This window comes from Streptomyces sp. ISL-87 (genome assembly GCF_018614095.1).
Classification (GTDB): domain Bacteria; phylum Actinomycetota; class Actinomycetes; order Streptomycetales; family Streptomycetaceae; genus Streptomyces.
Map to the genome: position 1 here is coordinate 32,717 of NZ_JAGGOY010000031.1, position 22,276 is coordinate 54,992.

Consider the following 22,276-nt stretch of genomic DNA (forward strand, 5'->3'; position numbering starts at 1 on the left):
GAGATCCCGGTGCGGGGCGGGGATCGGCCCCGGGTACGGCACGAGGTCGACGGCGGCATCCCGGAGCAGCTGCACGCCCGGCCGCACCCGGCTGACGCGGATGCGGAAGACGGCTTTTTGGACTCGGCGGAGCGACGGGCGGGCCCTATGAGCGAGAACCAGCACGACCAACCACAACCATCACAGCCACCGGAGGCCGCTGCCACGGCCCCCCAGGCCCCGGCTCCGCAGGCCCCGGCTCCGCCGGTGGCACTGCCGGATCCGCGTGACCGCAGTGGCGCGCGGGCCCTGTTCTTCGAGCTGCGGGAGCTGCCCGAGGGGTCGCCGGAGCGGGCCGAGCTGCGCAACCGGCTGGTGCGGATGCATCTGCCGCTGGTCGAGCACCTGGCCCGGCGGTTCCGCAACCGCGGTGAGCCGCTGGACGACCTGACGCAGGTCGCGACGATCGGCCTGATCAAGTCGGTGGACCGGTTCGATCCGGACCGCGGTGTCGAGTTCTCGACGTACGCCACCCCCACGGTGGTCGGCGAGATCAAGCGGCATTTCCGCGACAAGGGCTGGGCGGTCCGCGTACCCCGGCGCCTTCAGGAGCTGCGGCTCTCGCTGACGACGGCCACGGCGGAGCTGTCCCAGCAGCACGGCCGCTCCCCCACGGTGCACGAGCTGGCCGAGCGGCTCGGGATCTCCGAGGAGGAGGTGCTGGAGGGGCTGGAATCAGCCAATGCCTACAGCACGCTGTCCCTGGACGTCCCTGATACGGACGACGAGTCGCCGGCGGTCGCGGACACGCTGGGCTCGGAGGACGAGGCGCTGGAGGGGGTCGAGTACCGCGAGTCCCTCAAGCCGCTGCTGGAGGGGCTGCCGCCGCGGGAGAAGCGGATCCTGCTGCTGCGGTTCTTCGGCAACATGACCCAGTCGCAGATCGCGCAGGAGGTCGGTATCTCCCAGATGCACGTCTCCCGCCTGCTGGCCCGCACCCTGGCCCAGCTCCGGGAGAAGCTCCTCGTCGAGGAGTAGAACGTGGAGAACGCGTAGAACGAGAAGAACGAGAAGGACCAGAAGGACCAGAAGGACGACGTACAGAGTGATGTACGGGTTATCGGGTCTGTTCCCCAGACCCGATTCCCAATGCCTCGGTGGCCGTCGGGTTCACCAGCAGGACGACGACGGCCAGCGCGGCCAGTGCCAGCGGCACCGCGGCGGCGATCATCGCACCGCCCGTGCTCCAGAGGGTCCACGCCACCGGAACCGAGAGCAGCTGGGTGATCAGCGCCGGCCCGCGGCTCCAGCGGCGGCCCAGGCGCAGTCCGCGGGCCGCGATCAGCGGCAGCGCGGCGAGCGCGAGCACGGTCACGCCCCCGGTCTCGGCCTGCGTCGGGGAGTCGACGTCGCCGACGACGCCCACGATCAGCATGTAGACGCCGAGGCCTGCCAGCACCAGGCCCTCCAGCGCGGTGAGCGCGGCGGCGGCGGTCAGCCGGCCGGGCAGCGCCGCGGGAGCCACGGGCGTCCCGGCGGCGGTGGCGGGGGAATTCGGGGTGGGCTTCTTACTCACCCCAGCAGGGTAGCCGCGCCCCGCCCACCCCCGGAGGGACGGGCAGTATGGGCCGCGTAACACCGGGTGGGTAGGCTGACGCTCATGCGTGCACTTCTCGTGGCCAACCCAGCAGCGACGACCACCAGTGCGCGCACGCGCGATGTCCTGACGCACGCCCTGGCCAGCGAGATGAAGCTGGAGGCGGTCACCACCGAGTACCGGGGCCACGCCAGGGACCTGGGCCGCAAGGCGGCGCACCAGGGAATCGACCTCGTGGTGGCACTGGGCGGCGACGGCACGGTCAACGAGGTGGTCAACGGGCTGCTGCACAACGGGCCCGATCCGGACCGGCTGCCCAGGCTGGCGGTGGTCCCCGGCGGCTCCACCAATGTGTTCGCCCGCGCCCTCGGGCTGCCGAACGACGCGGTCGAGGCGACCGGCGCCCTGCTGGACGCACTGCGGGAGCAGCGCGAGCGCACGGTGGGCCTGGGCCTCGCGGCCGGCACCCCCGGCACGGAGGATGAATCGGTTCCGGCCCGCTGGTTCACCTTCTGCGCGGGCTTCGGTTTCGACGCGGGTGTGGTGGGGCGGGTCGAGCAGCAGCGGGAGCGCGGCAAGCGTTCGACGCATGCCCTGTATGTACGACAGCTGATGCGTCAGTTCTGGGAAGAGCCGAACCGGCGACACGGCACGGTGACGCTGGAGCGTCCCGGCGCGGATCCCGTGACGGATCTGGTGCTGTCGATAGTCTGCAACACCTCGCCGTGGACGTATCTGGGCAATCGTCCGCTTTACGCCTCTCCGGAGGCGTCGTTCGATACCGCACTTGACGTATTGGCGCTCAACCGTTTGTCAACTCCAGCTGTCGCCCGGTACGCCACACAGCTCCTGACCTCGACTCCTGAGCGCGGCCCGCACGGCAGACATGCGGTGTCCCTGCACGATCTGACCGACTTCACCTTGCATTCGAAGGTCCCACTTCCCTTCCAGATGGACGGAGACCACCTCGGTCTGCGGACCAGCGTTCGGTTCACAGGCGTACGCCGTGCACTGCGTGTGATTGTGTGAGTGGAAGGCCCCAAAGCCCTTTCACTCGAACGTTTACACGCCGGTCCACCCCTAGGAAGTAGGGCTGTGACCTACTAGACACCGACGAATCAAAAAAAACTTTCCGGAAGGGGTTGTATCCCCGTCCGAGGTTTGCGAATCTCTACATGGCGATCGGGACAGCCCGCAGGACCCGGCACCCACACAGACCGCCAGAACCCCACCACGAATCACGGACCGCACCGGGAAACTGGGCGTCGGCCCTTCCCTCACGAGGGGATTCGTGAAAGCGTTCACATTCACAAGCAACCTGTTCGCAATACAAGGAGATGGAGCAGCCATGGACTGGCGTCACAACGCCGTTTGCCGCGAGGAAGACCCGGAACTCTTCTTCCCCATCGGCAACACCGGTCCTGCGCTGCTGCAGATCGAGGAAGCCAAGGCCGTCTGCCGCCGCTGCCCCGTGATGGAGCAGTGCCTGCAGTGGGCGCTCGAGTCCGGTCAGGACTCCGGCGTCTGGGGCGGTCTTAGCGAGGACGAGCGCCGCGCGATGAAGCGCCGCGCCGCTCGCAATCGGGCGCGCAACGCCACCGCCTGACATCGACTTTCGAGCCTCGAGCCGCAGCGCGTAGTACCCATATAAGCGCTCAGCAACGTGCTCTTGAGCCCCGGACCGGTAACTCTCGGTCCGGGGCTCAGTGCTGTCCGGCGTGCTCCGGCCACGCGTCAGTCACCCTGAGTGACAGGCGCCGTACTACTTCTGCGGGCTGGCCGGGATGTCGAGGACGACCTTGGTGCCGCGCGGCTCCACCCGGAGCATGTCGAATGTGCCGCCGAGCTCCCCCTCGACGAGGGTCCGTACGATCTGCAGCCCGAGATTGCCGGCCCGCTGCGGGTCGAATCCCTCGGGCAGACCGGATCCGTCGTCGAGCACCGTGATCAGCAGACGGCCGTCCGCGCGACCGGTGCCGGAGCGGGTCGCGGACACCTGTACCGTGCCGCCCTCCCCCTGGGTGAAGGCGTGTTCCAGTGCGTTCTGGAGGATCTCGGTCAGCACCATCGACAGCGGAGTGGCGACCTCCGCGTCCAGGATCCCGAACCGGCCGAGCCGTCGGCAGTCCACCTTGCCCGGCGAGATCTCCGCGACCATCGCGATCACGCGGTCCGCGATCTCGTCGAACTCGACCCGCTCATCAAGGTTCTGAGAGAGCGTCTCGTGCACGATCGCGATGGAACCGACGCGACGCACGGCCTCGTTCAGGGCCTCGCGGCCGTTCTCCGAGTCCATCCGGCGGGCCTGCAACCGCAGTAGCGCGGCCACGGTCTGGAGGTTGTTCTTCACCCGGTGGTGGATCTCCCGGATGGTCGCGTCCTTGGTGATCAATTCACGTTCGCGACGGCGCAGTTCCGTGACATCGCGACACAGCACCAGGGAGCCGATCCGGGTCCCCTTCGGCTTGAGCGGGATGGCGCGCAGCTGGATGACCCCGCCGTTGCCCTCGGCCTCGGTCTCGCGCGGGGCCCAGCCGCTGGCGAGCTTCACCAGGGCCTCGTCCACCGGGCCCCGGGAGGGCGCGAGTTCGGAGGTGATGTTGCCGAGGTGCTGGCCGACCAGGTCGGAGGCGAGGCCGAGCCGGTGGTAGGCGGAGAGTGCGTTCGGGGACGCGTACGTCACCACGCCGTCGGCGTCGAGCCGGATCAGGCCGTCGCCGACGCGCGGGGAGGCGTCCATGTCGACCTGCTGGCCGGGGAACGGGAAGGAGCCCGCCGCGATCATCTGGGCCAGGTCGGAGGCGGACTGGAGGTAGGTCAGCTCCAGCCGGCTCGGTGTACGCACAGTGAGCAGGTTGGTATTGCGGGCGATCACTCCCAGTACCCGTCCCTCGCGGCGGACGGGGATCGACTCGACGCGGACGGGCACCTCCTCGCGCCACTCCGGGTCGCCCTCGCGCACGATCCGGCCCTCGTCGAGCGCGGCGTCGAGCAGGGGGCGACGGCCGCGGGGCACCAGGTGGCCGACCATGTCGTCCTGGTACGAGGTGGGGCCGGTGTTGGGGCGCATCTGCGCGACCGAGACGTACCGGGTGCCGTCCAGGGTGGGAACCCACAGCACGAGGTCGGCGAAGGAGAGATCGGAGAGCAGTTGCCACTCCGAGACCAGCAGGTGGAGCCACTCCAGGTCGGTTTCACTGAGAGCGGTGTGCTGGCGTACGAGGTCGTTCATGGAGGGCACGTTGCGAGCGTACCCCGGGTACGGCCATGACTTTCCCCACGGCACTACTCAGGAGTACCCAGGAAGCCCGTAGTCCGCGTACTGTTGGAGGAAGTGACGGGATTGCAAGGCCTGTCATTGGATGGACAGAACAGATTGGTCTAGTCCACAATTGCCTTAAGCTTCCGCCCTCCCCGCACAGGAGGACGGATCGAGGAAGCCGCGCGCTCTGCCCTGACCGCGCAGGCCCCTCCCACCGGCCGCCGGGAACCGCACACCCGCCGGCCGAAAGTACTCCGGGCTGCGGTGCCGGACGGGCTGAGGGTCCCGTCCCGGCACCGTGGCCCAGAGGAATTTCTGGGCGGAATTTCCCGGCGGGATCTTCGGGCTTCGAGCCGAAATCCCGGTCAGAATCCCGGCACGCCCGTGCGGATCCCCCACGGCGCGCGACGCCGGCCAGGCGAGTACGGCGGCCCGTCCGCGACCGCCTCCAGCTCTTCCGAGCCGCTCCCCAGCGGGCCTGCCGGGACATCCCCTGAGGCGCTCCCACCCAAGCCGCGGCAGGGAGCCCGCCCCCGCCCGCCCGGGAGGCCCGGCCGGCGGATCCGGATCACCATGGGATTGGGCGGAGTCCGGTCCGAGGCGCCCCACCTCTGCTAGATTGGTCTATACCACACCACGACTCCAGATCGGCAGGCACCGCGTGGAAGTTGTCATCGTCCCGGACGCCAAGGCAGGCGGCGAGCTCATCGCGGAGGCCATGGCCGCCCTGGTCCGCCGCAAGCCCGACGCCCTGCTCGGCGTGGCGACCGGCTCTACCCCGCTGCCCATCTACGAGGCCCTCGCCGCCAAGGTCAAGGCCGGCCAGGTCGATGCCTCCAAGGCCCGCATCTGCCAGCTCGACGAGTACGTGGGCCTGCCGTCCGGGCACCCCGAGTCCTACCGCGCCGTCGTGCTCCGCGAGGTCGTCCGGCCGCTCGGCCTGTCCGAGGCGTCCTTCATGGGCCCCGACGGCTCCGCCGAGGACATCGTGGGCGCGTGCGAGGCGTACGACCGGGCGCTCGCCGCGGCCGGGGGTGTCGACCTCCAGCTGCTCGGCATCGGCACCGACGGCCACATCGGCTTCAACGAGCCCTGCTCCTCCCTCGCCTCCCGCACCCGGATCAAGACGCTGACCGAGCAGACCCGCGTCGACAACGCGCGCTTCTTCGACAACGACATAGACCAGGTCCCGCACCACGTCATCACCCAGGGCATCGGCACCATCCTGGACGCCCGCCACCTGGTCCTGCTGGCCACCGGCGAGGGCAAGGCCGAGGCCGTCGCGCAGACCGTGGAGGGCCCGCTGTCCGCACTGGTCCCGGCCTCCGCGCTCCAGCTGCACCGCCACGCCACCGTCGTCGTGGACGAGGCCGCCGCCTCGAAGCTGAAGCTCGCGGACTACTTCCGCCACACCTACGCCAACAAGCCCTCCTGGCAGGGTCTGTAGACACCGGCGCACCCGCACACACCGAAGGCCGGACTCCGCGGGTAGTCCGGCCTTCACCGTTCGGCGGAGTCCGGCCTTAACCAGCGGCAGCCGCTCAGCGGTCTCCCAGCAGGGCGAACGCGAACGCCAGCCGCCGGTCGAGCCAGGAGGCCCGGATGGTGACCTCCTCACCGCCCCCGGAAACCATCACGGTCCGGTCGCCGGCCCGCCATTCCAGCGTCCGGGGCTTCGAGCGCTGGTCGCCGCCCTCGATCCCCATCCCCATCGCGGAGTCCGCGAGGGCCATGGCGGCCTTCAAGACGCCCTGCCCGCCGGCCCATTCGTTGCGGCCGACGATCTCGGGGTGGCCCGGCTGGTCGATGCGCCAGGTGTGCTTGAAGGGGCGCCGGGGCGCGATCCTGCGGATCGTCCCGATGGGCTCCCCGCCCGCATCGCGCACCACGTGCCGGCGCTCCCCGTCCACCTCCTCGGGGGCATCGACGGAGCAGAGCAGACGCCGCGCCCCCGGGTCCTCGTACAGGGTGAGGCCGGACCCGGGATAGGCGCAGGGGGCGAGGACACGCCGGTCCTTGCCGCCCTTGGGTACCCGTACCGCCGTCAGGCCCATGACCACCCGCTTGCGCTTGGCTGTGAGGGGGCGTTCGACGCTGCCGATGACGAACTTGTGCACTGCCTCCCAGCGGACCTGCTCCACCGGCGGTTCCTCCGCCGGTCTGCTCCTGCCGAACGCCATCGCTGCCTCCCCTGGCCGGCCTGGGCCCCGACCCTAACCGCCCCCGGGAACGGCGGAGCCGGGCACCCCCGTGACGGGTGCCCGGCTCCGGATCCGGTCCGGGGTACGGGAGGGGTCAGGCGCGGACGCCCGCGATGACCTCCGCCGCCGCACGCCCGCACACCCGCGCGGCTCCGTGCGTAGCGATGTACAGCACCCCGCGCGGCTCGGCCCGCGGCAGGCCCATCTCGACCACGACGGTGTCCGGCCGGGCCGCGACCAACGCGTCCAGGGCCTCGGTCATCCACGGGTGGCGGTGCGCGTCGCGGACCACCGCGACCACCGTGCGCCCGCCCGCCGCCGCCAGGATGTCCCCGGCGGCCGAGCCCTGCGGGTACACGCCCGACTCGGTCCCCGGGGCCAGCGCGGCCAGTTCACCGGCCACGCCCCACGGGGTCTCGTCGCCCACGGCCACGTTCGCGACGGGCGCGAGCGTGGCCACGTACGGGGCGGCGGTCAGCGGCGCCGCCGCACCCGAGACGACCACCGCGCGGCGGGCCGCCGTCAGGCCGATGCCGGGCGCGCTCCCCTCCGGTGCGCCCGGCGTGGCGGCGGCCGCCCGGGCCTGCCGGGTCCATTCGGCCAGCTCCCGTACCCGGGCGGCGGCGTCCGCGAGCCGCTCCTCGGGAAGGGCGCCCTCGCGTACGGCCGCGACCAGCGCGTCCCGCAGCCGGAGCACGGTCGCCTCGTCGGCGAGCCCGCCGCCGACGCAGATCGCGTCGGCGCCGGCCGCGATGGCCAGGACCGAGCCGCGTTCGATGCCGTACGTCCCGGCGATGGCGTTCATCTCCATGCCGTCGGTGACGATCAGGCCTTCGTAGCCGAGCTCCTTGCGCAGCAGCCCGGTCAGGATCTGCGGGCTGAGGGTGGCCGGGCGGGTCGGATCCAGCGCGGGCACCACGATGTGCGCGCTCATCACGGCCTTGGTGCCGGCCTCGATGGCGGCCTTGAAGGGGACGAGCTCGCGGGCCGCCAGGGTGTCCAGGTCCACGTCGATGCGCGGCAGGGCGTGGTGCGAGTCGACGTTGGTGTCGCCGTGGCCGGGGAAGTGCTTGGTGCACGCGGCGACGCCGGCGGCCTGGAGGCCCTCCACGTAGGCGGCGGTGTGCCGGGCCGCGAGGTGGGTGCCGGCGCCGAAGGACCGGACGCCGATGACCGGGTTGTCCGGGTTGGAGTTGACGTCGGCGGACGGCGCCCAGTTGAGGTTGACCCCGCACCCGGCGAGGCGGCGGCCCAGCTCGCGGGCGACGTCCCGGGTCAGGGCGGTGTCGTCGACGGAGCCGAGGGCCAGGTTGCCGGGGAAGGACGAGCCGCCCCGGACCTCCAGGCGCGTGACGTCGCCGCCCTCCTCGTCGATGGCGACGAGTACGTCCTCCCGTACGGCGCGCAGCTGTGCGGTGAGCGCGGCGAGCTGCTCGGGCGAGGTGATGTTGCGGCCGAACAGGCCGACGGCGGTGAGGCCTTCGCCGACCTGGCGGAGCAGCCAGCCGGGGGCGGTGGTGCCCTCGAAGCCGGGCTGGAGGACCGCGAGGGCGTCGCGGGTCAGGGTGTCCGTGCGGTGCGCGAGGACAGTCATGGCGGCGTCATCCCTTCACGGCGCCGGCGGTGAGGCCCGCGGCCATCTTGCGCTGGACGATGAGGAAGAGGATCACGATCGGGATGGCCATCATGGTGGAGCCGGCCATCATCGGCGCGAACTCGGTGCCGTTCTTCGTCGTGAAGTTGCCCAGCCAGACGGTCGCCGTCTGGTTCTGCTGGCTCATCAGCATCAGGGCGTAGAGGTACTCGTTCCACGCCTGGATGAAGCCGTAGACGGAGGTGGCGACCATGCCGGGGGCGAGCAGCGGGAAGACCACGCGCAGGAAGGCGCCCGTCGGCGTGCAGCCGTCGACCTGGGCGGCCTCCTCCAGCTCCTTCGGGATGTTGACGATGAAGCCGCGCAGCGTCCACACGGTGAAGGGGAGGATGAAGGTGAGGTACGTGATGATCAGGCCGGTGAGCTTGTCGTACTGGCCGAGGTCGTTCAGCAGCAGGAAGACCGGGATGATCATCGCGACGAGCGGGATCATCTGGACGGCGAGGATGCCGACGATCACGATCTTGCGGCCGCGGAAGGCGAAGCGGGAGATGGCCAGGGCGGCCAGCATGCCGACCGCGATGCCGATGGTGACCACGACGAGCGAGACGATCATGCTTCGCCCGACGGGACCCCAGAAGTCGGAGATCTCCAGTGCCCGCTTGAAGTTGTCCAGCGTGAAAGTGCGCGGGAAGAAGTGCGGGTTCGGGTCGATCGCGTCCTTGGCCGGCTTGAAGGCCGTGTTGAGCATCCAGTAGACCGGGAAGCCCACGATGGCGAAGACCAGCAGCCCGACGAGGTTCCAGCCGAGCCTGGACTTCGCCCTGTGCTGCTTGCGGCGTGCGACGGTCGGGGTCGCGGGGGGCGGGGTCGCGGTGGTCGGGGTCGCGGTGGTCGAGGTCACTCCACCTCTCCGATCTTGAGCATCTGGCGCATGTAGACGGCGACCACTCCGAGCAGCAGCACGACGGTCACGAGGGCGATCGCGGAGCCGCCCGAGTAGTCGTTGACCACGAAGGCCTGCTGGTACGAGTAGGTGGTCAGCAGCTGGAACTCGGCCTCGGGGTTGCCGTTGCGCATCACGAAGACCTGCGGGAAGACACCCATGTCCCAGATGACCGAGAGGGTCGTCAGCATGACGATGACCGGCTTCAGGATGGGCAGGGTGACGTGGCGGAACACGCCCCAGGCGCCGGCGCCGTCGAGGCGCGCGGCCTCCTCCAGCTCCTTGGGGACCTGCGTCAGGCCCGCGCTGAGGGTGATGACGACGAAGGGCACCGCGCCCCAGACCACCAGCAGCATGATCACCGCGAGGCCCTGGGGGCCGCTGGCGAACCAGTTGTGGCCGATCATGTCGACGCCCGGGAGCTTGCTCATCAGGTAGTTGAGTACGCCGTAGTCGGCGTCGAAGAGCCATTTGAATACGGCGGTGGCGACGATGATCGGCATGCCCCAGCTCGCCACGAGGGCGATGCTGACGAGCGCTTTGACCCAGCCCGACACCCGCTGGAGCAGCAGCGCGATGAGCATGCCGATGACCATGGTCAGGATGACCGCGCCGGCCGCGAAGACCACCGTGCGCAGGACGACGGTCCAGAACTCTCCGTCGCCGAGGATCTTCGAGAAGTTGTCGAAGCCGACGAACTGGGCGTCCTTGAAGCCCCAGAGTTCGGACTTGCCGAAGCTCTGGAAGGAGAGGGACACGAGTCTGAAGAGCGGGTACCCCATGACGAGGACGATGACCAGCAGGCACGGGGCCAGCAGCAGCCAGGGCGTGGCGCCGGAGCCCTTGCGGGCCGCCTTGCCCGTCTTCCCGGCCTTCCCCGGCTCGCTGCCCATGCTTCCGGTCCCGGTCCCGGTCCCGGTCCCGGCCCCGGCTCCTGGGGAGGTGTTCTGCTTCGCCGGCGGCAGGTCGGCGGCGGTTGTCTGTGCGGCACTCATCGCGCGCTCCTCGGGGGTCCCTCTCTTGACGGGCAGCAGGGCCCCGCCGGTCCGGCGGGGCCCTGCTGACTACAGGTCACTTGGTGTTGATGACCTTGTCGATCTCGGCGTCAGCGGCCTTGGCCGCGTCCTCGACCGACTTCTTGCCGGTGCCGATCTCCTGGAGCATGGTCTGCAGGACCTTGCCCTTCTCGATCTGACCCCAGCCCGGAGCGGTCGGGACGAACCAGGAGGACTCGGCGGCGGTGGCGCCGACCGCGGTCTTCGGGTCGGCCTTCAGCGGGCCGAGGTCCGTCTTGTTGTTGGGCAGGTTGCCCTTGGCGATCAGGCCCTTCTGGCCCTGGGCGCCGGTGAAGGCGTTGATCCACTCGCCCGCGATGTCCTTGGCCTTGGACTTGGCCGGGACCGCCAGGTCCGAACCGCCGAGGAAGACGGGGAGGTTCCTTCCGTTCGGGCCGGGCTGGACGAAGTTCTCCAGCTTGTCCCCCAGCCCCCCGACCTTGTCGTTCTTCGGGTCGGCGGCGGTGGCGCCCTCCCACGCGGCGGCGAAGATCGCGGCGGAGTTGCCCTGGGCGAAGACGACCGGGCGGTCGGACTCGTCCTTGGTCTTGTCCGCGTGCATGTACTTGTCGAGGAGCTCCTTGTACTGCTTGAGCCCCTTCAGCGACTCGGCGGAGGACAGGCTGCCCTTCCACTTGTCGCCGTCCTTCTTGGCGATGGCACCGCCGGCGTCGTAGACGTAGGACATCGCGGCGTACCAGTCCGGGGAAGGCTGGTAGAGGGCGCTGAACTTGTCGCCCTTCGCGGCCTGGATCTTGTCGAGGGCGGCGGTGTACTCGGCCCAGGTCTTCGGGGCGGCGGTGATGCCGGCCTCGGCGGCGAGGTCCTTGCGCCAGGTGCCCACGCGGCCACCGGCGTAGTAGGGGACGCCGTAGGTCTTGCCGTCGTAGGTCACGGACTCCTTGAGGGCGTCCAGCCAGGCGGCCGAGTTCTCGAACTTCGACGCGTCGATCTCGGAGAAGGCGCCGGTCGACATGTAGCCGATCATCTCGGAGTTGCCCATCTCGACAACGTCCGGGGCCTTGTCCGTGGCGAGCACGGCGTCCAGCTTGGCGTTCTTGTCCGGCCAGCCGTAGTACTCGTGCTTGATCGTGAGACCCGGGTGCTTCGCGACAATCGCGTCGTCGGCCGCCTTCACCAGGTCGGGCCAGTTGTTCTGGGCATCAACCGTCAGCCAGACGGTCAGCTCCTTGGCGCCGGAGGCCTTGTCGCCCCCCTTGCTGTCGGAATCACCGCACGCCGCGAGGCCGATAACCATGCCCGCGACTCCAACCGCCGCGATGAGCTTGCGCTTCACGCCACCCTCCTCAGGGATGCCTGCCTGCACTTCCCTTGCCCGCCGCGGCGACATACGCGAAGTACTGCACGTGGGGCCGGGATCTGATCCATATTGGTGTAGACCAGCAACCGGAGCTTGGCCTAGACCTTTAGGGGTGTCAAGGGTCTAATGAGCGGGTGATCGGTCCGTTATCGGACCGACACCTGGGGGAGGGAGGAGGCCTGTCCTCCCGCCCGTGTCACGATGTGACCGCACATATCGGAGGAGCCGGTGACGGCAGCGAAACTGGAGTCGGGAAGGCGGGCGGCGATGGCCACCGAAGGGGCGACCACGGAGCCGGAAGGCGGGGCAGCCACTCGCACGGCGCGTGTGCCCAAGTACTACCGACTCAAGCGGCACTTGCTCGACATGACCGAGACCCTGCCCCCGGGCACGCCGGTGCCGCCGGAGCGCACGCTCGCGGCCGAGTTCGACACCTCCCGGACCACCGTGCGGCAGGCGCTCCAGGAGCTCGTCGTCGAGGGCCGGCTGGAACGCATCCAGGGCAAGGGCACCTTCGTCGCCAAGCCCAAGGTCTCCCAGCCGCTCCAGCTCTCCTCGTACACCGAGGACATGCGGGCCCAGGGCCTGGAGCCGACGTCCCAGCTCCTCGACATCGGCTACGTGACGGCCGACGACACCCTCGCCGGGCTGCTCAAAATCGCCACCGGCGGACGGGTGCTGCGCATCGAGCGGCTGCGTCTGGCCAGCGGCGAGCCGATGGCCATCGAGACCACCCACCTTTCGGCCAAGCGCTTCCCCGCGCTGCGCCGGTCGCTGGCCAAGTACACCTCGCTCTACACCGCCCTGGCCGAGGTGTACGACGTCCGCCTCGCCGAGGCCGAGGAGACCATCGAGACCTCGCTGGCCACCCCGCGCGAGGCCGGACTGCTCGGCACCGACGTCGGCCTGCCGATGCTGATGCTCTCCCGGCACTCGCTGGACGCCGACGGAGAGCCCGTCGAGTGGGTCCGCTCCGTGTACCGCGGCGATCGTTACAAATTCGTCGCCCGGCTCCAGCGCCCCGCCGTCTGATACGTAGTTGACTCTCGTACCGCTATGCGGGCGGGGGCTTACGTTCACCGGGCAGGCCCCCGTAGATTCCCTGCGCTTACGCAGATGATCGACGAGGGGACGAGGATCATGCCGGAACCGGAAGCAACAGGTTCAGAACGGAACGCGGCGAGTCCCGGCAACATGCCGGGCTCGCCTTCTCCTTCGCAGGGGCCGGCGGGAGGCTCGTCAGGGGCGCTCACGCCGAAGTCGGTCGCCGTCTGGGTGCTCGTGGCGCTCATCGGGGCCATCGCCTGGGGGGTGTTGGCCCTCTCGCGCGGCGAGGAGATCTCGGCCGCCTGGCTGCTCGCCGCCGCGCTGGGCTCGTACGCCATCGGCTACCGCTTCTACGCGCGGTTCATCGTGAACCGCGTGCTGAAGGTGGACAAGACGCGGGCCACCCCGGCCGAACGCCTGGACAACGGCGTCGACTTCCACCCCACCGATCGACGGGTGCTTTTCGGCCACCACTTCGCCGCCGTCGCCGGCGCGGGCCCGCTGGTCGGACCCGTGCTCGCCGCGCAGATGGGCTACCTGCCGGGCACCATCTGGATCGTCGCGGGCGTCATCTTCGCCGGCGCCGTCCAGGACATGGTCACCCTGTTCTTCTCCACCCGGCGCGACGGGCGTTCGCTCGGCCAGATGGCCCGGGAGGAGATCGGCCCCATCGGCGGAGCCGCCGCCCTGATCGCCGTGTTCGCCATCATGATCATCCTGCTGGCGGTGCTCGCGCTGGTCATCGTCAACGCGCTGGCACACTCGCCCTGGGGTGTCTTCTCCATCGGCATGACCATCCCCATCGCCCTCTTCATGGGCTTCTACCTGCGCGTGCTGCGGCCGGGCCGGGTCACCGAGGTCTCGGTCATCGGTGTCGCCCTGCTGCTGCTCGCCATCGTCGCGGGCGGCTGGGTCGCGGAGTCCTCGCTGGCGGACACCTTCACCCTGGAGAAGGAGACGCTGATCATCTGGATGGTCGCGTACGGCTTCATCGCCTCGGTGCTGCCGGTGTGGATGCTGCTCGCGCCCCGCGACTACCTCTCCACCTTCATGAAGGTCGGCACCATCGCACTGATGGCGGTGGGCGTCGTCATCGCCGTGCCGACGCTGAAGATGCCCGCGATCACCGATTTCGCGACGCGCGGGGACGGCCCGGTCTTCGCCGGTTCGATGTTCCCGTTCGTCTTCATCACCATCGCCTGCGGCGCGCTGTCCGGGTTCCACGCGCTGGTCTCCTCGGGCACCACCCCGAAGATGATCCAGAAGGAGACCCAGGTCCGGGTCATCGGCTACGGCGCCATGCTGACCGAGTCCTTCGTCGCCGTCATGGCGATCATCGCGGCGACCATCATCGAGCCCGGCCTGTTCTTCGCGGTGAACTCCCCCGCCGGTGTCATCGGCACCACGGTGGAGACCGCCTCGCAGGCGGTGACCAACTTCGGCTTCGCCGTCTCCCCGGACCTCCTCGCGCAGGCCGCGAAGGATGTCGAGGAGACCAGCCTGCTGTCCCGTACCGGCGGTGCGCCGACCTTCGCACTCGGAATGTCGGAGATCTTCTCGTCCGTGTTCGGCGGCGCCGGAATGAAGGCCTTCTGGTACCACTTCGCCATCATGTTCGAGGCCCTCTTCATCCTGACCACGCTCGACGCGGGCACCCGGGTCGGCCGGTTCATGCTCCAGGACACCCTCGGCAACGTGCACAAGTCCTTCAAGGACGTCAGCTGGAAGCCGGGCGTGTGGCTGGCGAGCGCGCTCGTCGTCGGCGGCTGGGGCTACTTCCTGTGGGTTGGCGTCAAGGACCCGCTGGGCGGCATCAACCAGCTGTTCCCGCTGTTCGGCATCGCGAACCAGCTGCTCGCGGCGGTCGCCCTGGCCGTCTGCACCACGCTGCTGGTCAAGTCCGGGCGGCTCAAGTGGGCCTGGGTGACCGGGGTTCCGCTGGCGTGGGACGTGGCCGTCACGCTCACCGCGAGCTACCAGAAGATCTTCTCCGAGGACGTGAAGGTCGGCTTCTTCGCGCAGCGCGACAAATACCAGACCGGGATCGACGCGGGCAAGGTGCTGCCGCCCGCCAAGAGCATGGACGACATGCACACCGTGGTCACCAACGCCACGGTGGACGGCGCCCTGTCGGCGCTGTTCGCGATCCTGATCATCATCGTGCTGCTCGACGCGGCCCGGACCTGCTTCAAGGCCATCAGCAGCCCGGAGTCGGTGAAGCTGTCGGAGACCCCGTGGACGAAGTCGAAGATCATCGCCCCGGCGGGTCTGATCGCGACGGCCGATGAGCGGGCGGAACTCGCCGCCGCCGGCCTGGACTCGGGCGGCGGCCGCGTGAAGGAGCCGGTGGCGTGACCGGCGTCCGCGTCCGCGCGGCGCTGGCGAAGGCCCGGTTCTACGTACGGGAGTTCTCGGGCGAGGCGGCGTACGACCGCTACGTCGCGCACACCCGCTCGCACGACCCGGCCGCCGAGGTCCTGACCCGGCGCGCCTTCGAGCACGCCCGCACGGACGCCCGCGAGGGGGACCCCCGCGAGGGCTTCCGCTGCTGCTGACCCGGCTGAAGGGCCGCCGCGCACCGCGGCGGCCCTTCAGCGTTCAGCGCACCCAGTCCTTGAGGTGCTCGGTCTGAAGGGTGATGCCTACGGGGTCGGGGAGCTCGATGTCCGTGCCGTACGGCACGATGTGGACGCTCTCGTACCGTCGGCCGTTGGGCTGGCTGTAGACGGAGATCTCACACTTGGCCCGGTCGATCAGCAGGTAGACGGGGATACCCGTCTCCGCGTAGGCGCGGGGCTTCTCGACATGGTCCCGCCGGTGGGTGTCCGAATCCCACGAGGTCACTTCGACGGCCATGAGGATCGGGTCGGGGTCGACCCAGTCGCCCTGCCCGGCGAATGCCTTGGAAGGCGCCAGCACCGCGTCCGGGATGGCCCGCCCTCCCCGATACGCCTGGGCCTTGATCCCCTGCCCCCCGTGCAGCCAGAGCTCCGGCCGGTACTGCATGCAGATCCGCGTGAGCCACTCGATGATCGTCTGGTGGTCGCCGTCCGGCATGGCCTTGCTCCTGATAACCCCGTCGATGAATTCCAGCCGCGTCCCCTCCCTCTCGCGAGCCGCTATGCGCGCCAGGGCCTCGAACTCCTCGGTCAGCATGTGGGGCCTGTCGGTCATCACGGTCATGCCTCGCTCGCCTTCGTCGACGGTCTGTCTCCGACGATAGCGCCGGACTCCGACAGCCGTCCCGCAGACTCGTCCCCATGGACATCGTGATCAGAACGGCCGTGCCCGACGACTACGCGGAGCTGGGCGACATCACCGCGCAGGCCTACCTCGACGACGGGCTCCTGGAGAACAACGAGGACGACGCCTACGAACGGGCGCTGCGCGACGTCGCCGGCCGGGCCGCCGACGCCGAGGTGCTCGTCGCAACGCTGGACGGCGTCCTGCTGGGCGGTGTGACCTTCGCCCCGCCCGGCAGCCGCATGGCCGACATCGCCGGGCCCGGCGAAGCCGAGTTCCGGATGCTGACCGTGGCCCGCGCCGGACGCGGCCGGGGCGCGGGCGAGGCCCTGGTGCGTGCCTGCGTCGAGCGGGCCCAGGCCATCGAGGGCGTGACCCGGCTGGTGCTCTCCACCCAGGCCGGGAGCCCCGCCGCGCACCGGATCTACGAGCGGCTGGGCTTCGTACGGACCCCCGAGCGGGACTGGTCCCCCATCCCCACGGTGCCGCTGCTGACCTACGCGTTGGAGCTGCGCGTACCGAACCGGTAGCAGGCCGACACAACATGTGGGGGGTCGCGCATCGACGCCCCCCCACATGTATGCTCATGCTCGCTGTCGCCGCAGGGGAATCCGGTGCGAATCCGGAACTGTCCCGCAACGGTATGAAGTGCACCCATTGGTGCATCCCGCAAGTCCGAGGACCTGCCGACAGTGCGCCCGGCTCGACCGAACCGGGTGTCGATACGTCCGGGCCCCGCGGTTGGGCCGGTGGACGCCGTGCGGTGTACGTGAGCCCTGCCAGGCCCTGCCCGCGCGCGCCCGCTCGCGCCCCGCACCGCCGGTGTCCCGGAGCCGAGCAAGGGAGAGCTCCCCCCGTGACCATCGCGCCTTCCGCACCGCGCACCGACTCCGTCCCGTCCGAGTCCGAGTCCGAGGCCGCGACCGAATCCGGGGGCCCTGGGGCCGCGTTGCTGCGAACCCTCACCGAGCTGACGGCCGACCTGCCCGACACCGACCCCGGCCGGGTCGCCGCCGCCGCGCTCCGCGGCCGCAGCGCCGCCGCCGACGAGGCCGAGCTGCGCGGGCTGGCCACCGAGGCCGCCGCCGGGCTGATCTCCGAGGACCCGGCGTACTCCCGCCTCGCCGCCCGCCTGCTGACGCTGGCCGTGCGCGACGAGGCCGCCGGCCAGGGGGCCACCTCCTTCGCCGCCTCCGTCGAGGTCGGCCACCGCGAGGGCCTGATCGCCGACCGCACCGCCGAGTTCGTCCGTACCCACGCCACCCGCCTGGACGCGCTGGTCGAGCACGCGCTCTCCGACGGCGCCGACGACCGCTTCGGCTTCTTCGGCCTGCGCACCCTGCACAGCCGCTACCTGCTGCGCCACCCGATCACCCGCCAGGTCATCGAGACCCCGCAGTACTTCATGCTGCGCGTGGCCTGCGGCCTCGCCGAGGACGGCAGCATGCAGGCCCTGGAGGAAGTGGCCTCGCTGTACCGGCTGATGAGCCGCCTCGACTACCTGCCCTCCTCCCCCACCCTGTTCAACTCCGGCACCCGGCACCCGCAGATGTCCTCCTGCTACCTGCTGGACTCCCCGCTGGACGAGCTCGACTCGATCTACGACCGCTACCACCAGGTCGCCCGCCTCTCCAAGCACGCCGGCGGCATCGGTCTCTCGTACTCCCGCATCCGCGCCCGCGGTTCGCTGATCCGCGGCACCAACGGCCACTCCAACGGCATCGTGCCGTTCCTGAAGACCCTCGACGCCTCCGTCGCCGCCGTGAACCAGGGCGGCCGCCGCAAGGGCGCCGCCGCCGTCTACCTGGAGACCTGGCACGCGGACATCGAGGAGTTCCTGGAGCTCCGCGACAACACCGGTGAGGACCAGCGCCGTACGCACAACCTGAACCTGGCGCACTGGGTGCCGGACGAGTTCATGCGCCGCGTGAACGCCGACGCCGACTGGTCGCTGTTCTCCCCGGCCGACGTACCCGAGCTGGTCGACCTGTGGGGCGACGCGTTCGACGCCGCCTACCGCAAGGCCGAGGAGTCGGGCCTGGCCCGCAAGACCATGCCCGCCCGCGACCTCTACGGCCGGATGATGCGCACCCTCGCGCAGACCGGCCAGGGCTGGATGACCTTCAAGGACGCCTCCAACCGCACGGCGAACCAGACCGCCGAGCCGGGCTCGGTCGTCCACTCCTCCAACCTGTGCACCGAGATCATCGAGGTCACCAACGACGGCGAGACCGCCGTCTGCAACCTCGGCTCGGTCAACATGGGCGCATTCGTCATCGACACGGCTGACGGTCGCGACATCGACTGGGAGCGGCTGGACGAGACCGTCCGCACCGCCGTGACCTTCCTCGACCGCGTGGTGGACATCAACTTCTACCCGACCGAGCAGGCCGGGCGCTCCAACGCCCGCTGGCGTCCGGTGGGTCTGGGCGCGATGGGCCTCCAGGACGTCTTCTTCAAGCTGAAGCTGCCTTTCGACTCCGCCGAGGCGAAGGCGCTGTCCACGAAGCTCTCCGAGCGCATCATGCTCGCCGCGTACGAGGCCTCCTGCGACCTCGCCGAGCGCAGCGGCCCGCTGCCGGCCTGGGAGCAGACCCGCACCGCCCGCGGCGTCCTGCACCCGGATCACTACGGCGACGCCGTGGAGCTGAACTGGCCGGAGCGCTGGGACGCGCTGCGCGCCCGCGTCGCCAAGACCGGCATGCGCAACTCGCTGCTCCTCGCCATCGCCCCGACCGCGACGATCGCCTCGATCGCGGGCGTGTACGAGTGCATCGAGCCGCAGGTCTCCAACCTCTTCAAGCGCGAGACGCTGAGCGGTGAGTTCCTCCAGGTCAACGGTTACCTGGTGGAGGAGCTGAAGCAGCTCGGCGTGTGGGACGCCCAGACCCGCGAGGCGCTGCGCGAGTCCAGCGGCTCGGTCCAGGGCTTCGGCTGGATCCCCGCCGAGGTCCGCGAGCTGTACCGCACGGCGTGGGAGATCCCGCAGCGCGGCCTGATCGACATGGCGGCGGCACGCACCCCGTTCCTCGACCAGTCGCAGTCGCTGAACCTGTTCCTGGAGACGCCGACCATCGGGAAGCTGTCCTCGATGTACGCGTACGCCTGGAAGCAGGGTCTGAAGACCACGTACTACCTGCGCTCGCGCCCGGCGACGAAGATCGCCCGCGCCGCGCAGGCCGCCGTCCCCGCCACCCTCCCGCAGGCCGTCGACGCCGACGCGCTGGCCTGCTCCCTTGAGAACCCCGAGTCCTGCGAGGCCTGCCAGTAATGAGCACCACCCAGTCCGCCAAGAACCTCCTGGACCCGGGCTTCGAGCTCACCCTCCGCCCCATGCGCTACCCGGACTTCTACGAGCGCTACCGGGACGCGATCAAGAACACCTGGACGGTCGAGGAGGTCGACCTCCACTCGGACGTCGCCGACCTCGCGAAGCTGACGCCCGCCGAGCAGCACATGATCGGCCGGCTGGTCGCGTTCTTCGCGACGGGCGACTCGATCGTCTCGAACAACCTCGTGCTGACCCTGTACAAGCACATCAACTCCCCGGAGGCGCGCCTGTACCTGTCGCGCCAGCTGTTCGAGGAGGCCGTGCACGTCCAGTTCTACTTGACGCTGCTCGACACGTATCTCCCCGACCCGGACGACCGCGCGGCCGCCTTCGACGCGGTCGAGGAGATCCCGTCGATCCGCGAGAAGGCGCAGTTCTGCTTCAAGTGGATGGACTCCGTCGAGAAGATCGACCGCCTGGAGACGCAGGCCGACCGCCGCCGCTTCCTCCTCAACCTGATCTGCTTCGCGGCGTGCATCGAGGGCCTGTTCTTCTACGGCGCCTTCGCGTACGTGTACTGGTTCCGCTCGCGGGGCCTGCTGCACGGCCTGGCGACGGGCACCAACTGGGTGTTCCGAGACGAGACCATGCACATGAACTTCGCCTTCGAGGTCGTGGACACGGTCCGCAAGGAGGAGCCGGAGCTCTTCGACGACGCGCTGGAGCAGCAGGTCACCGACATGCTGAAGGAGGCCGTCGAGGCGGAGCTCCAGTTCGGCTCCGACCTGTGCGGTGACGGCCTGCCCGGCATGAACACCGAGTCGATGCGCGAGTACCTGGAGTGCGTCGCGGACCAGCGCCTGGTCCGCCTCGGCTTCCCGCCGGTGTACGGCTCGCAGAACCCGTTCTCCTTCATGGAGCTCCAGGGCGTCCAGGAACTGACGAACTTCTTCGAACGCCGCCCGTCGGCCTACCAGGTCGCGGTCGAGGGCACGGTCGACCTGGACGAGGACTTCTAACTCGGCGACAGGCTTGGCCTCCTCTTAGATCTTGAGAATCGGGAGGAGGCATCGCCGCTGATCAGCGGACCGAGGGCACGGCGGTACTCCAAGATGTGAAGGCCTCGGCCTCCCACCAGGGGAGACCGAGGCTGAGACCTGCGATTCAGTTGCGAGCCGGCGGCTTCACGATGAACCCGCGTGCCGGAGGCTTCTCCGGGCCACGGGACGTCGACAGCTGCGTTTCACGCGTCGCGGCCACCCCCCACGACTCCGGCATCGGGACTGCTCCACAGCTCCAGGGCAGGCTCGAAACCCACCGCACGCCATGGCCAGCCCATTTCGGGATTGTCCTTGGCGACGGTCGCGACGACCGCCGCGAAATCGTCCCGGCTCAGCAGGCCCCGGGCGTCCCTGGTGGTGGTCGCCTAGGGGGTGATAGTCATGCGGTGGTGCCTCCTTGTTGTGGTGGAGGTGCTGGAGCCCGCCCCGGGCCGTGGGTCCTGGCAGATGCGCGGCCAGGGCGGGAGTCACTGGATCTCGCGGGGGCAGTCCTTCTCGTGAACCGTCGCCCCGCCCTCGGGGCCGCCGAGGGGGAGAGGCTCGGCTCCGCAGCGCCGGCACTTACGCGGCTGAGCGGTCCAGCCTCCCGTTGGGTACGTGGGTGGCGTGGTCACAGCGTCCTGTCCACGATGGGAGGAAGCGCGGTGCGGCCGACGGACTCGCGGCGCCGGCCCTCTTCCAACAGGGCATTGTGGAGGATCCGAACTACCCGCGCGATGCTGCGCGCGTAGTTCCAGTTCCCGAGGGGGTCGCCCTCCGGCCCGCGCGTCATCAGGGCCTCCCAGTCCTGAAGAGCGCCAGTGACCCGGTGCGCTTTGCGGATGGCCTGAGCGCGGGCTACGTGGCGCTGGCCATGGGTAATGAGATCGTCGGTGAGCGAGGCGATGTCCTCGGCGCTGGGTTTCAGGTTGTACGGCACCAGCGCGCGCCGGACGAGGCGCGTGACCTCGTCGATTTCGTCCCTGGTCGGCTGCATACCCGTGCTCCCTACGTCGTCAGCGGGTGGTGAGACGAGCGTAGGATTCGCGGCGCATCGGTCGAAGTGACCCCGAGTACGGGTAGTTTGGGCGCAGCTCGCAGGCTGAAGGGGCGTCATGGACAGCAACGTGAACCGCACCCTGACCCGCAGTCAGGGAATCCCGCATCGCAGCCGCGGCAGCATAGTGTCCGGCTACGTATTTCGCGTGACCCGAGAGCAGCTGAACCACACTCAGGAGTCTGTCGCCGAAGCCTTCCAGGTCTCCCCCGACACCGTGGCAGGATGGGAGTCAGGCCGACGGCCCCTGACTTCACTGGCCGTCGGCCAAATGCTGGTGCACCGCCACCGGCTCATGCGCATGGGTGCGAGCCCAACACTGCTCCTCGCCCTCGAAAAGGCGCTGGAAGCGGATGTCCTATTGGCGAGCGCGCTCACCGACGACGAGCCCACGGGTGACAGCCCTCTGGGCGCATGGGTCATACAGCGCGACCTCGTCGAGATGCTGGCTTGGCCGCTGAACGGGGTAACCCCTGAGCCTATGCGCGCCCTGCAAGCCCCGACCAGGCCACGCCGAGGCCCCGCGCCCAACCGGCCCGAGTTGTCCGCGGACGACCGACGGCGGTTCTTTCGACGGATGCGCCGGACTGCCGAGGAGGCCCGGACAGGCGAGTTCCTCCTCCGCCGCCAGGCCCTTTATCTGGCTCTCTTGAAAATGACCTG

20 protein-coding genes and 1 riboswitch are annotated in these 22,276 nt (G+C 69.7%); of the genes, 11 read left to right on the plus strand and 9 right to left on the minus strand.

Features of this window, described 5'->3' with window-relative positions:
- Nucleotides 1-3 precede the first annotated feature (3 nt).
- Nucleotides 4-1,017: an RNA polymerase sigma factor SigF gene (locus J7I97_RS12015; protein WP_308363268.1), complete on the plus strand. Its 1,014-nt coding sequence runs from the start codon at nucleotides 4-6 to the stop codon at nucleotides 1,015-1,017.
- A gap of 79 nt (nucleotides 1,018-1,096) precedes the next feature.
- Here J7I97_RS12015 and J7I97_RS12020 read toward each other — a convergent pair whose 3' ends face one another.
- The gene (locus J7I97_RS12020) at nucleotides 1,097-1,555 is read right to left on the minus strand and encodes a hypothetical protein (RefSeq protein WP_214933691.1); all 459 of its coding nucleotides are present in this window, start codon (nucleotides 1,553-1,555) and stop codon (nucleotides 1,097-1,099) included.
- Nucleotides 1,556-1,639: 84 nt separating this feature from the next.
- On the opposite strand from J7I97_RS12020, the gene J7I97_RS12025 reads away from it, so the two are divergent.
- Together J7I97_RS12025 and J7I97_RS12030 are read left to right on the plus strand one after the other, a co-directional pair.
- Nucleotides 1,640-2,605 carry a diacylglycerol kinase family protein gene (locus J7I97_RS12025; protein WP_214933693.1) on the plus strand — a complete coding sequence of 322 codons (966 nt, stop codon included), beginning with the start codon at nucleotides 1,640-1,642 and terminating at the stop codon, nucleotides 2,603-2,605.
- 319 nt (nucleotides 2,606-2,924) lie between these two features.
- A complete protein-coding gene (locus J7I97_RS12030; protein ID WP_004937597.1) occupies nucleotides 2,925-3,182 on the plus strand; it encodes a WhiB family transcriptional regulator in 258 nt (85 codons plus the stop codon).
- A 156-nt stretch (nucleotides 3,183-3,338) separates the two neighbouring features.
- Here the strand turns inward: J7I97_RS12030 and J7I97_RS12035 are convergent, their stop codons facing one another.
- Nucleotides 3,339-4,808: a sensor histidine kinase gene (locus tag J7I97_RS12035; protein ID WP_214933729.1), complete on the minus strand. Its 1,470-nt coding sequence runs from the start codon at nucleotides 4,806-4,808 to the stop codon at nucleotides 3,339-3,341.
- A 691-nt stretch (nucleotides 4,809-5,499) separates the two neighbouring features.
- Here J7I97_RS12035 and nagB point away from each other — a divergent pair.
- Nucleotides 5,500-6,285, plus strand: a complete 786-nt coding sequence (gene nagB / locus J7I97_RS12040; protein ID WP_214933695.1) for a glucosamine-6-phosphate deaminase — start codon at nucleotides 5,500-5,502, stop codon at nucleotides 6,283-6,285.
- A gap of 94 nt (nucleotides 6,286-6,379) precedes the next feature.
- Here the strand turns inward: nagB and J7I97_RS12045 are convergent, their stop codons facing one another.
- From J7I97_RS12045 to J7I97_RS12065, 5 genes are all read right to left on the minus strand, one after another.
- Nucleotides 6,380-7,018: a hypothetical protein gene (locus tag J7I97_RS12045; protein ID WP_251049340.1), complete on the minus strand. Its 639-nt coding sequence runs from the start codon at nucleotides 7,016-7,018 to the stop codon at nucleotides 6,380-6,382.
- A 115-nt stretch (nucleotides 7,019-7,133) separates the two neighbouring features.
- Entirely contained in the window at nucleotides 7,134-8,633 is a 1,500-nt protein-coding gene (locus J7I97_RS12050; protein WP_214933697.1) for a glycoside hydrolase family 3 protein, read from the minus strand.
- 7 nt (nucleotides 8,634-8,640) lie between these two features.
- The gene (locus J7I97_RS12055; protein ID WP_214933699.1) at nucleotides 8,641-9,537 is read right to left on the minus strand and encodes a carbohydrate ABC transporter permease; all 897 of its coding nucleotides are present in this window, start codon (nucleotides 9,535-9,537) and stop codon (nucleotides 8,641-8,643) included.
- Complete coding sequence (locus J7I97_RS12060; RefSeq protein WP_214933701.1) at nucleotides 9,534-10,574, minus strand: carbohydrate ABC transporter permease; 1,041 nt, start codon at nucleotides 10,572-10,574, stop codon at nucleotides 9,534-9,536. Before J7I97_RS12060 ends, J7I97_RS12055 begins: the two co-directional genes overlap by 4 nt.
- 76 nt (nucleotides 10,575-10,650) lie before the next feature.
- Nucleotides 10,651-11,931 (minus strand): extracellular solute-binding protein, encoded by a 1,281-nt coding sequence (locus J7I97_RS12065; RefSeq protein ID WP_214933703.1) that lies wholly within the window; start codon nucleotides 11,929-11,931, stop codon nucleotides 10,651-10,653.
- 291 nt (nucleotides 11,932-12,222) lie between these two features.
- Between J7I97_RS12065 and J7I97_RS12070 the strand changes: the two genes are divergently transcribed.
- The 3 genes from J7I97_RS12070 (at nucleotide 12,223) to J7I97_RS12080 (ending at nucleotide 15,557) form a co-directional block, all read left to right on the plus strand.
- On the plus strand, nucleotides 12,223-12,987 hold the full coding sequence (locus tag J7I97_RS12070; protein WP_123080305.1) for a GntR family transcriptional regulator: 765 nt from the start codon (nucleotides 12,223-12,225) through the stop codon (nucleotides 12,985-12,987).
- Nucleotides 12,988-13,149: 162 nt separating this feature from the next.
- Nucleotides 13,150-15,357 carry a carbon starvation CstA family protein gene (locus J7I97_RS12075; RefSeq protein WP_214933705.1) on the plus strand — a complete coding sequence of 736 codons (2,208 nt, stop codon included), beginning with the start codon at nucleotides 13,150-13,152 and terminating at the stop codon, nucleotides 15,355-15,357.
- Complete coding sequence (locus J7I97_RS12080; RefSeq protein ID WP_214933708.1) at nucleotides 15,354-15,557, plus strand: YbdD/YjiX family protein; 204 nt, start codon at nucleotides 15,354-15,356, stop codon at nucleotides 15,555-15,557. The genes J7I97_RS12075 and J7I97_RS12080 overlap by 4 nt, the downstream gene beginning before the upstream one ends.
- Before the next feature lie 43 nt (nucleotides 15,558-15,600).
- On the opposite strand, the gene J7I97_RS12085 is transcribed toward J7I97_RS12080, so the two are convergent.
- Nucleotides 15,601-16,185, minus strand: coding sequence for a Uma2 family endonuclease (locus J7I97_RS12085; protein WP_214933710.1), 585 nt, complete (start codon nucleotides 16,183-16,185; stop codon nucleotides 15,601-15,603).
- Nucleotides 16,186-16,262: 77 nt separating this feature from the next.
- Here J7I97_RS12085 and J7I97_RS12090 point away from each other — a divergent pair, with 77 nt between their 5' ends.
- The 3 genes from J7I97_RS12090 (at nucleotide 16,263) to J7I97_RS12100 (ending at nucleotide 20,535) form a co-directional block, all read left to right on the plus strand.
- Nucleotides 16,263-16,775, plus strand: coding sequence for a GNAT family N-acetyltransferase (locus tag J7I97_RS12090; RefSeq protein WP_214933712.1), 513 nt, complete (start codon nucleotides 16,263-16,265; stop codon nucleotides 16,773-16,775).
- Nucleotides 16,776-16,818: 43 nt separating this feature from the next.
- A riboswitch (cobalamin riboswitch) is annotated at nucleotides 16,819-16,951 on the plus strand.
- 150 nt (nucleotides 16,952-17,101) lie between these two features.
- Nucleotides 17,102-19,516, plus strand: coding sequence for a ribonucleoside-diphosphate reductase subunit alpha (locus tag J7I97_RS12095; protein WP_214933715.1), 2,415 nt, complete (start codon nucleotides 17,102-17,104; stop codon nucleotides 19,514-19,516).
- The gene (locus tag J7I97_RS12100; RefSeq protein ID WP_214933716.1) at nucleotides 19,516-20,535 is read left to right on the plus strand and encodes a ribonucleotide-diphosphate reductase subunit beta; all 1,020 of its coding nucleotides are present in this window, start codon (nucleotides 19,516-19,518) and stop codon (nucleotides 20,533-20,535) included. The genes J7I97_RS12095 and J7I97_RS12100 overlap by 1 nt, the downstream gene beginning before the upstream one ends.
- Nucleotides 20,536-21,187: 652 nt before the next feature.
- On the opposite strand, the gene J7I97_RS12105 is transcribed toward J7I97_RS12100, so the two are convergent.
- Nucleotides 21,188-21,553: a DUF6415 family natural product biosynthesis protein gene (locus J7I97_RS12105; RefSeq protein WP_214933718.1), complete on the minus strand. Its 366-nt coding sequence runs from the start codon at nucleotides 21,551-21,553 to the stop codon at nucleotides 21,188-21,190.
- Nucleotides 21,554-21,671: 118 nt separating this feature from the next.
- On the opposite strand from J7I97_RS12105, the gene J7I97_RS12110 reads away from it, so the two are divergent.
- Nucleotides 21,672-22,276: helix-turn-helix domain-containing protein (locus J7I97_RS12110; protein ID WP_214933721.1), on the plus strand; the 605-nt coding region annotated here is incomplete at its 3' end.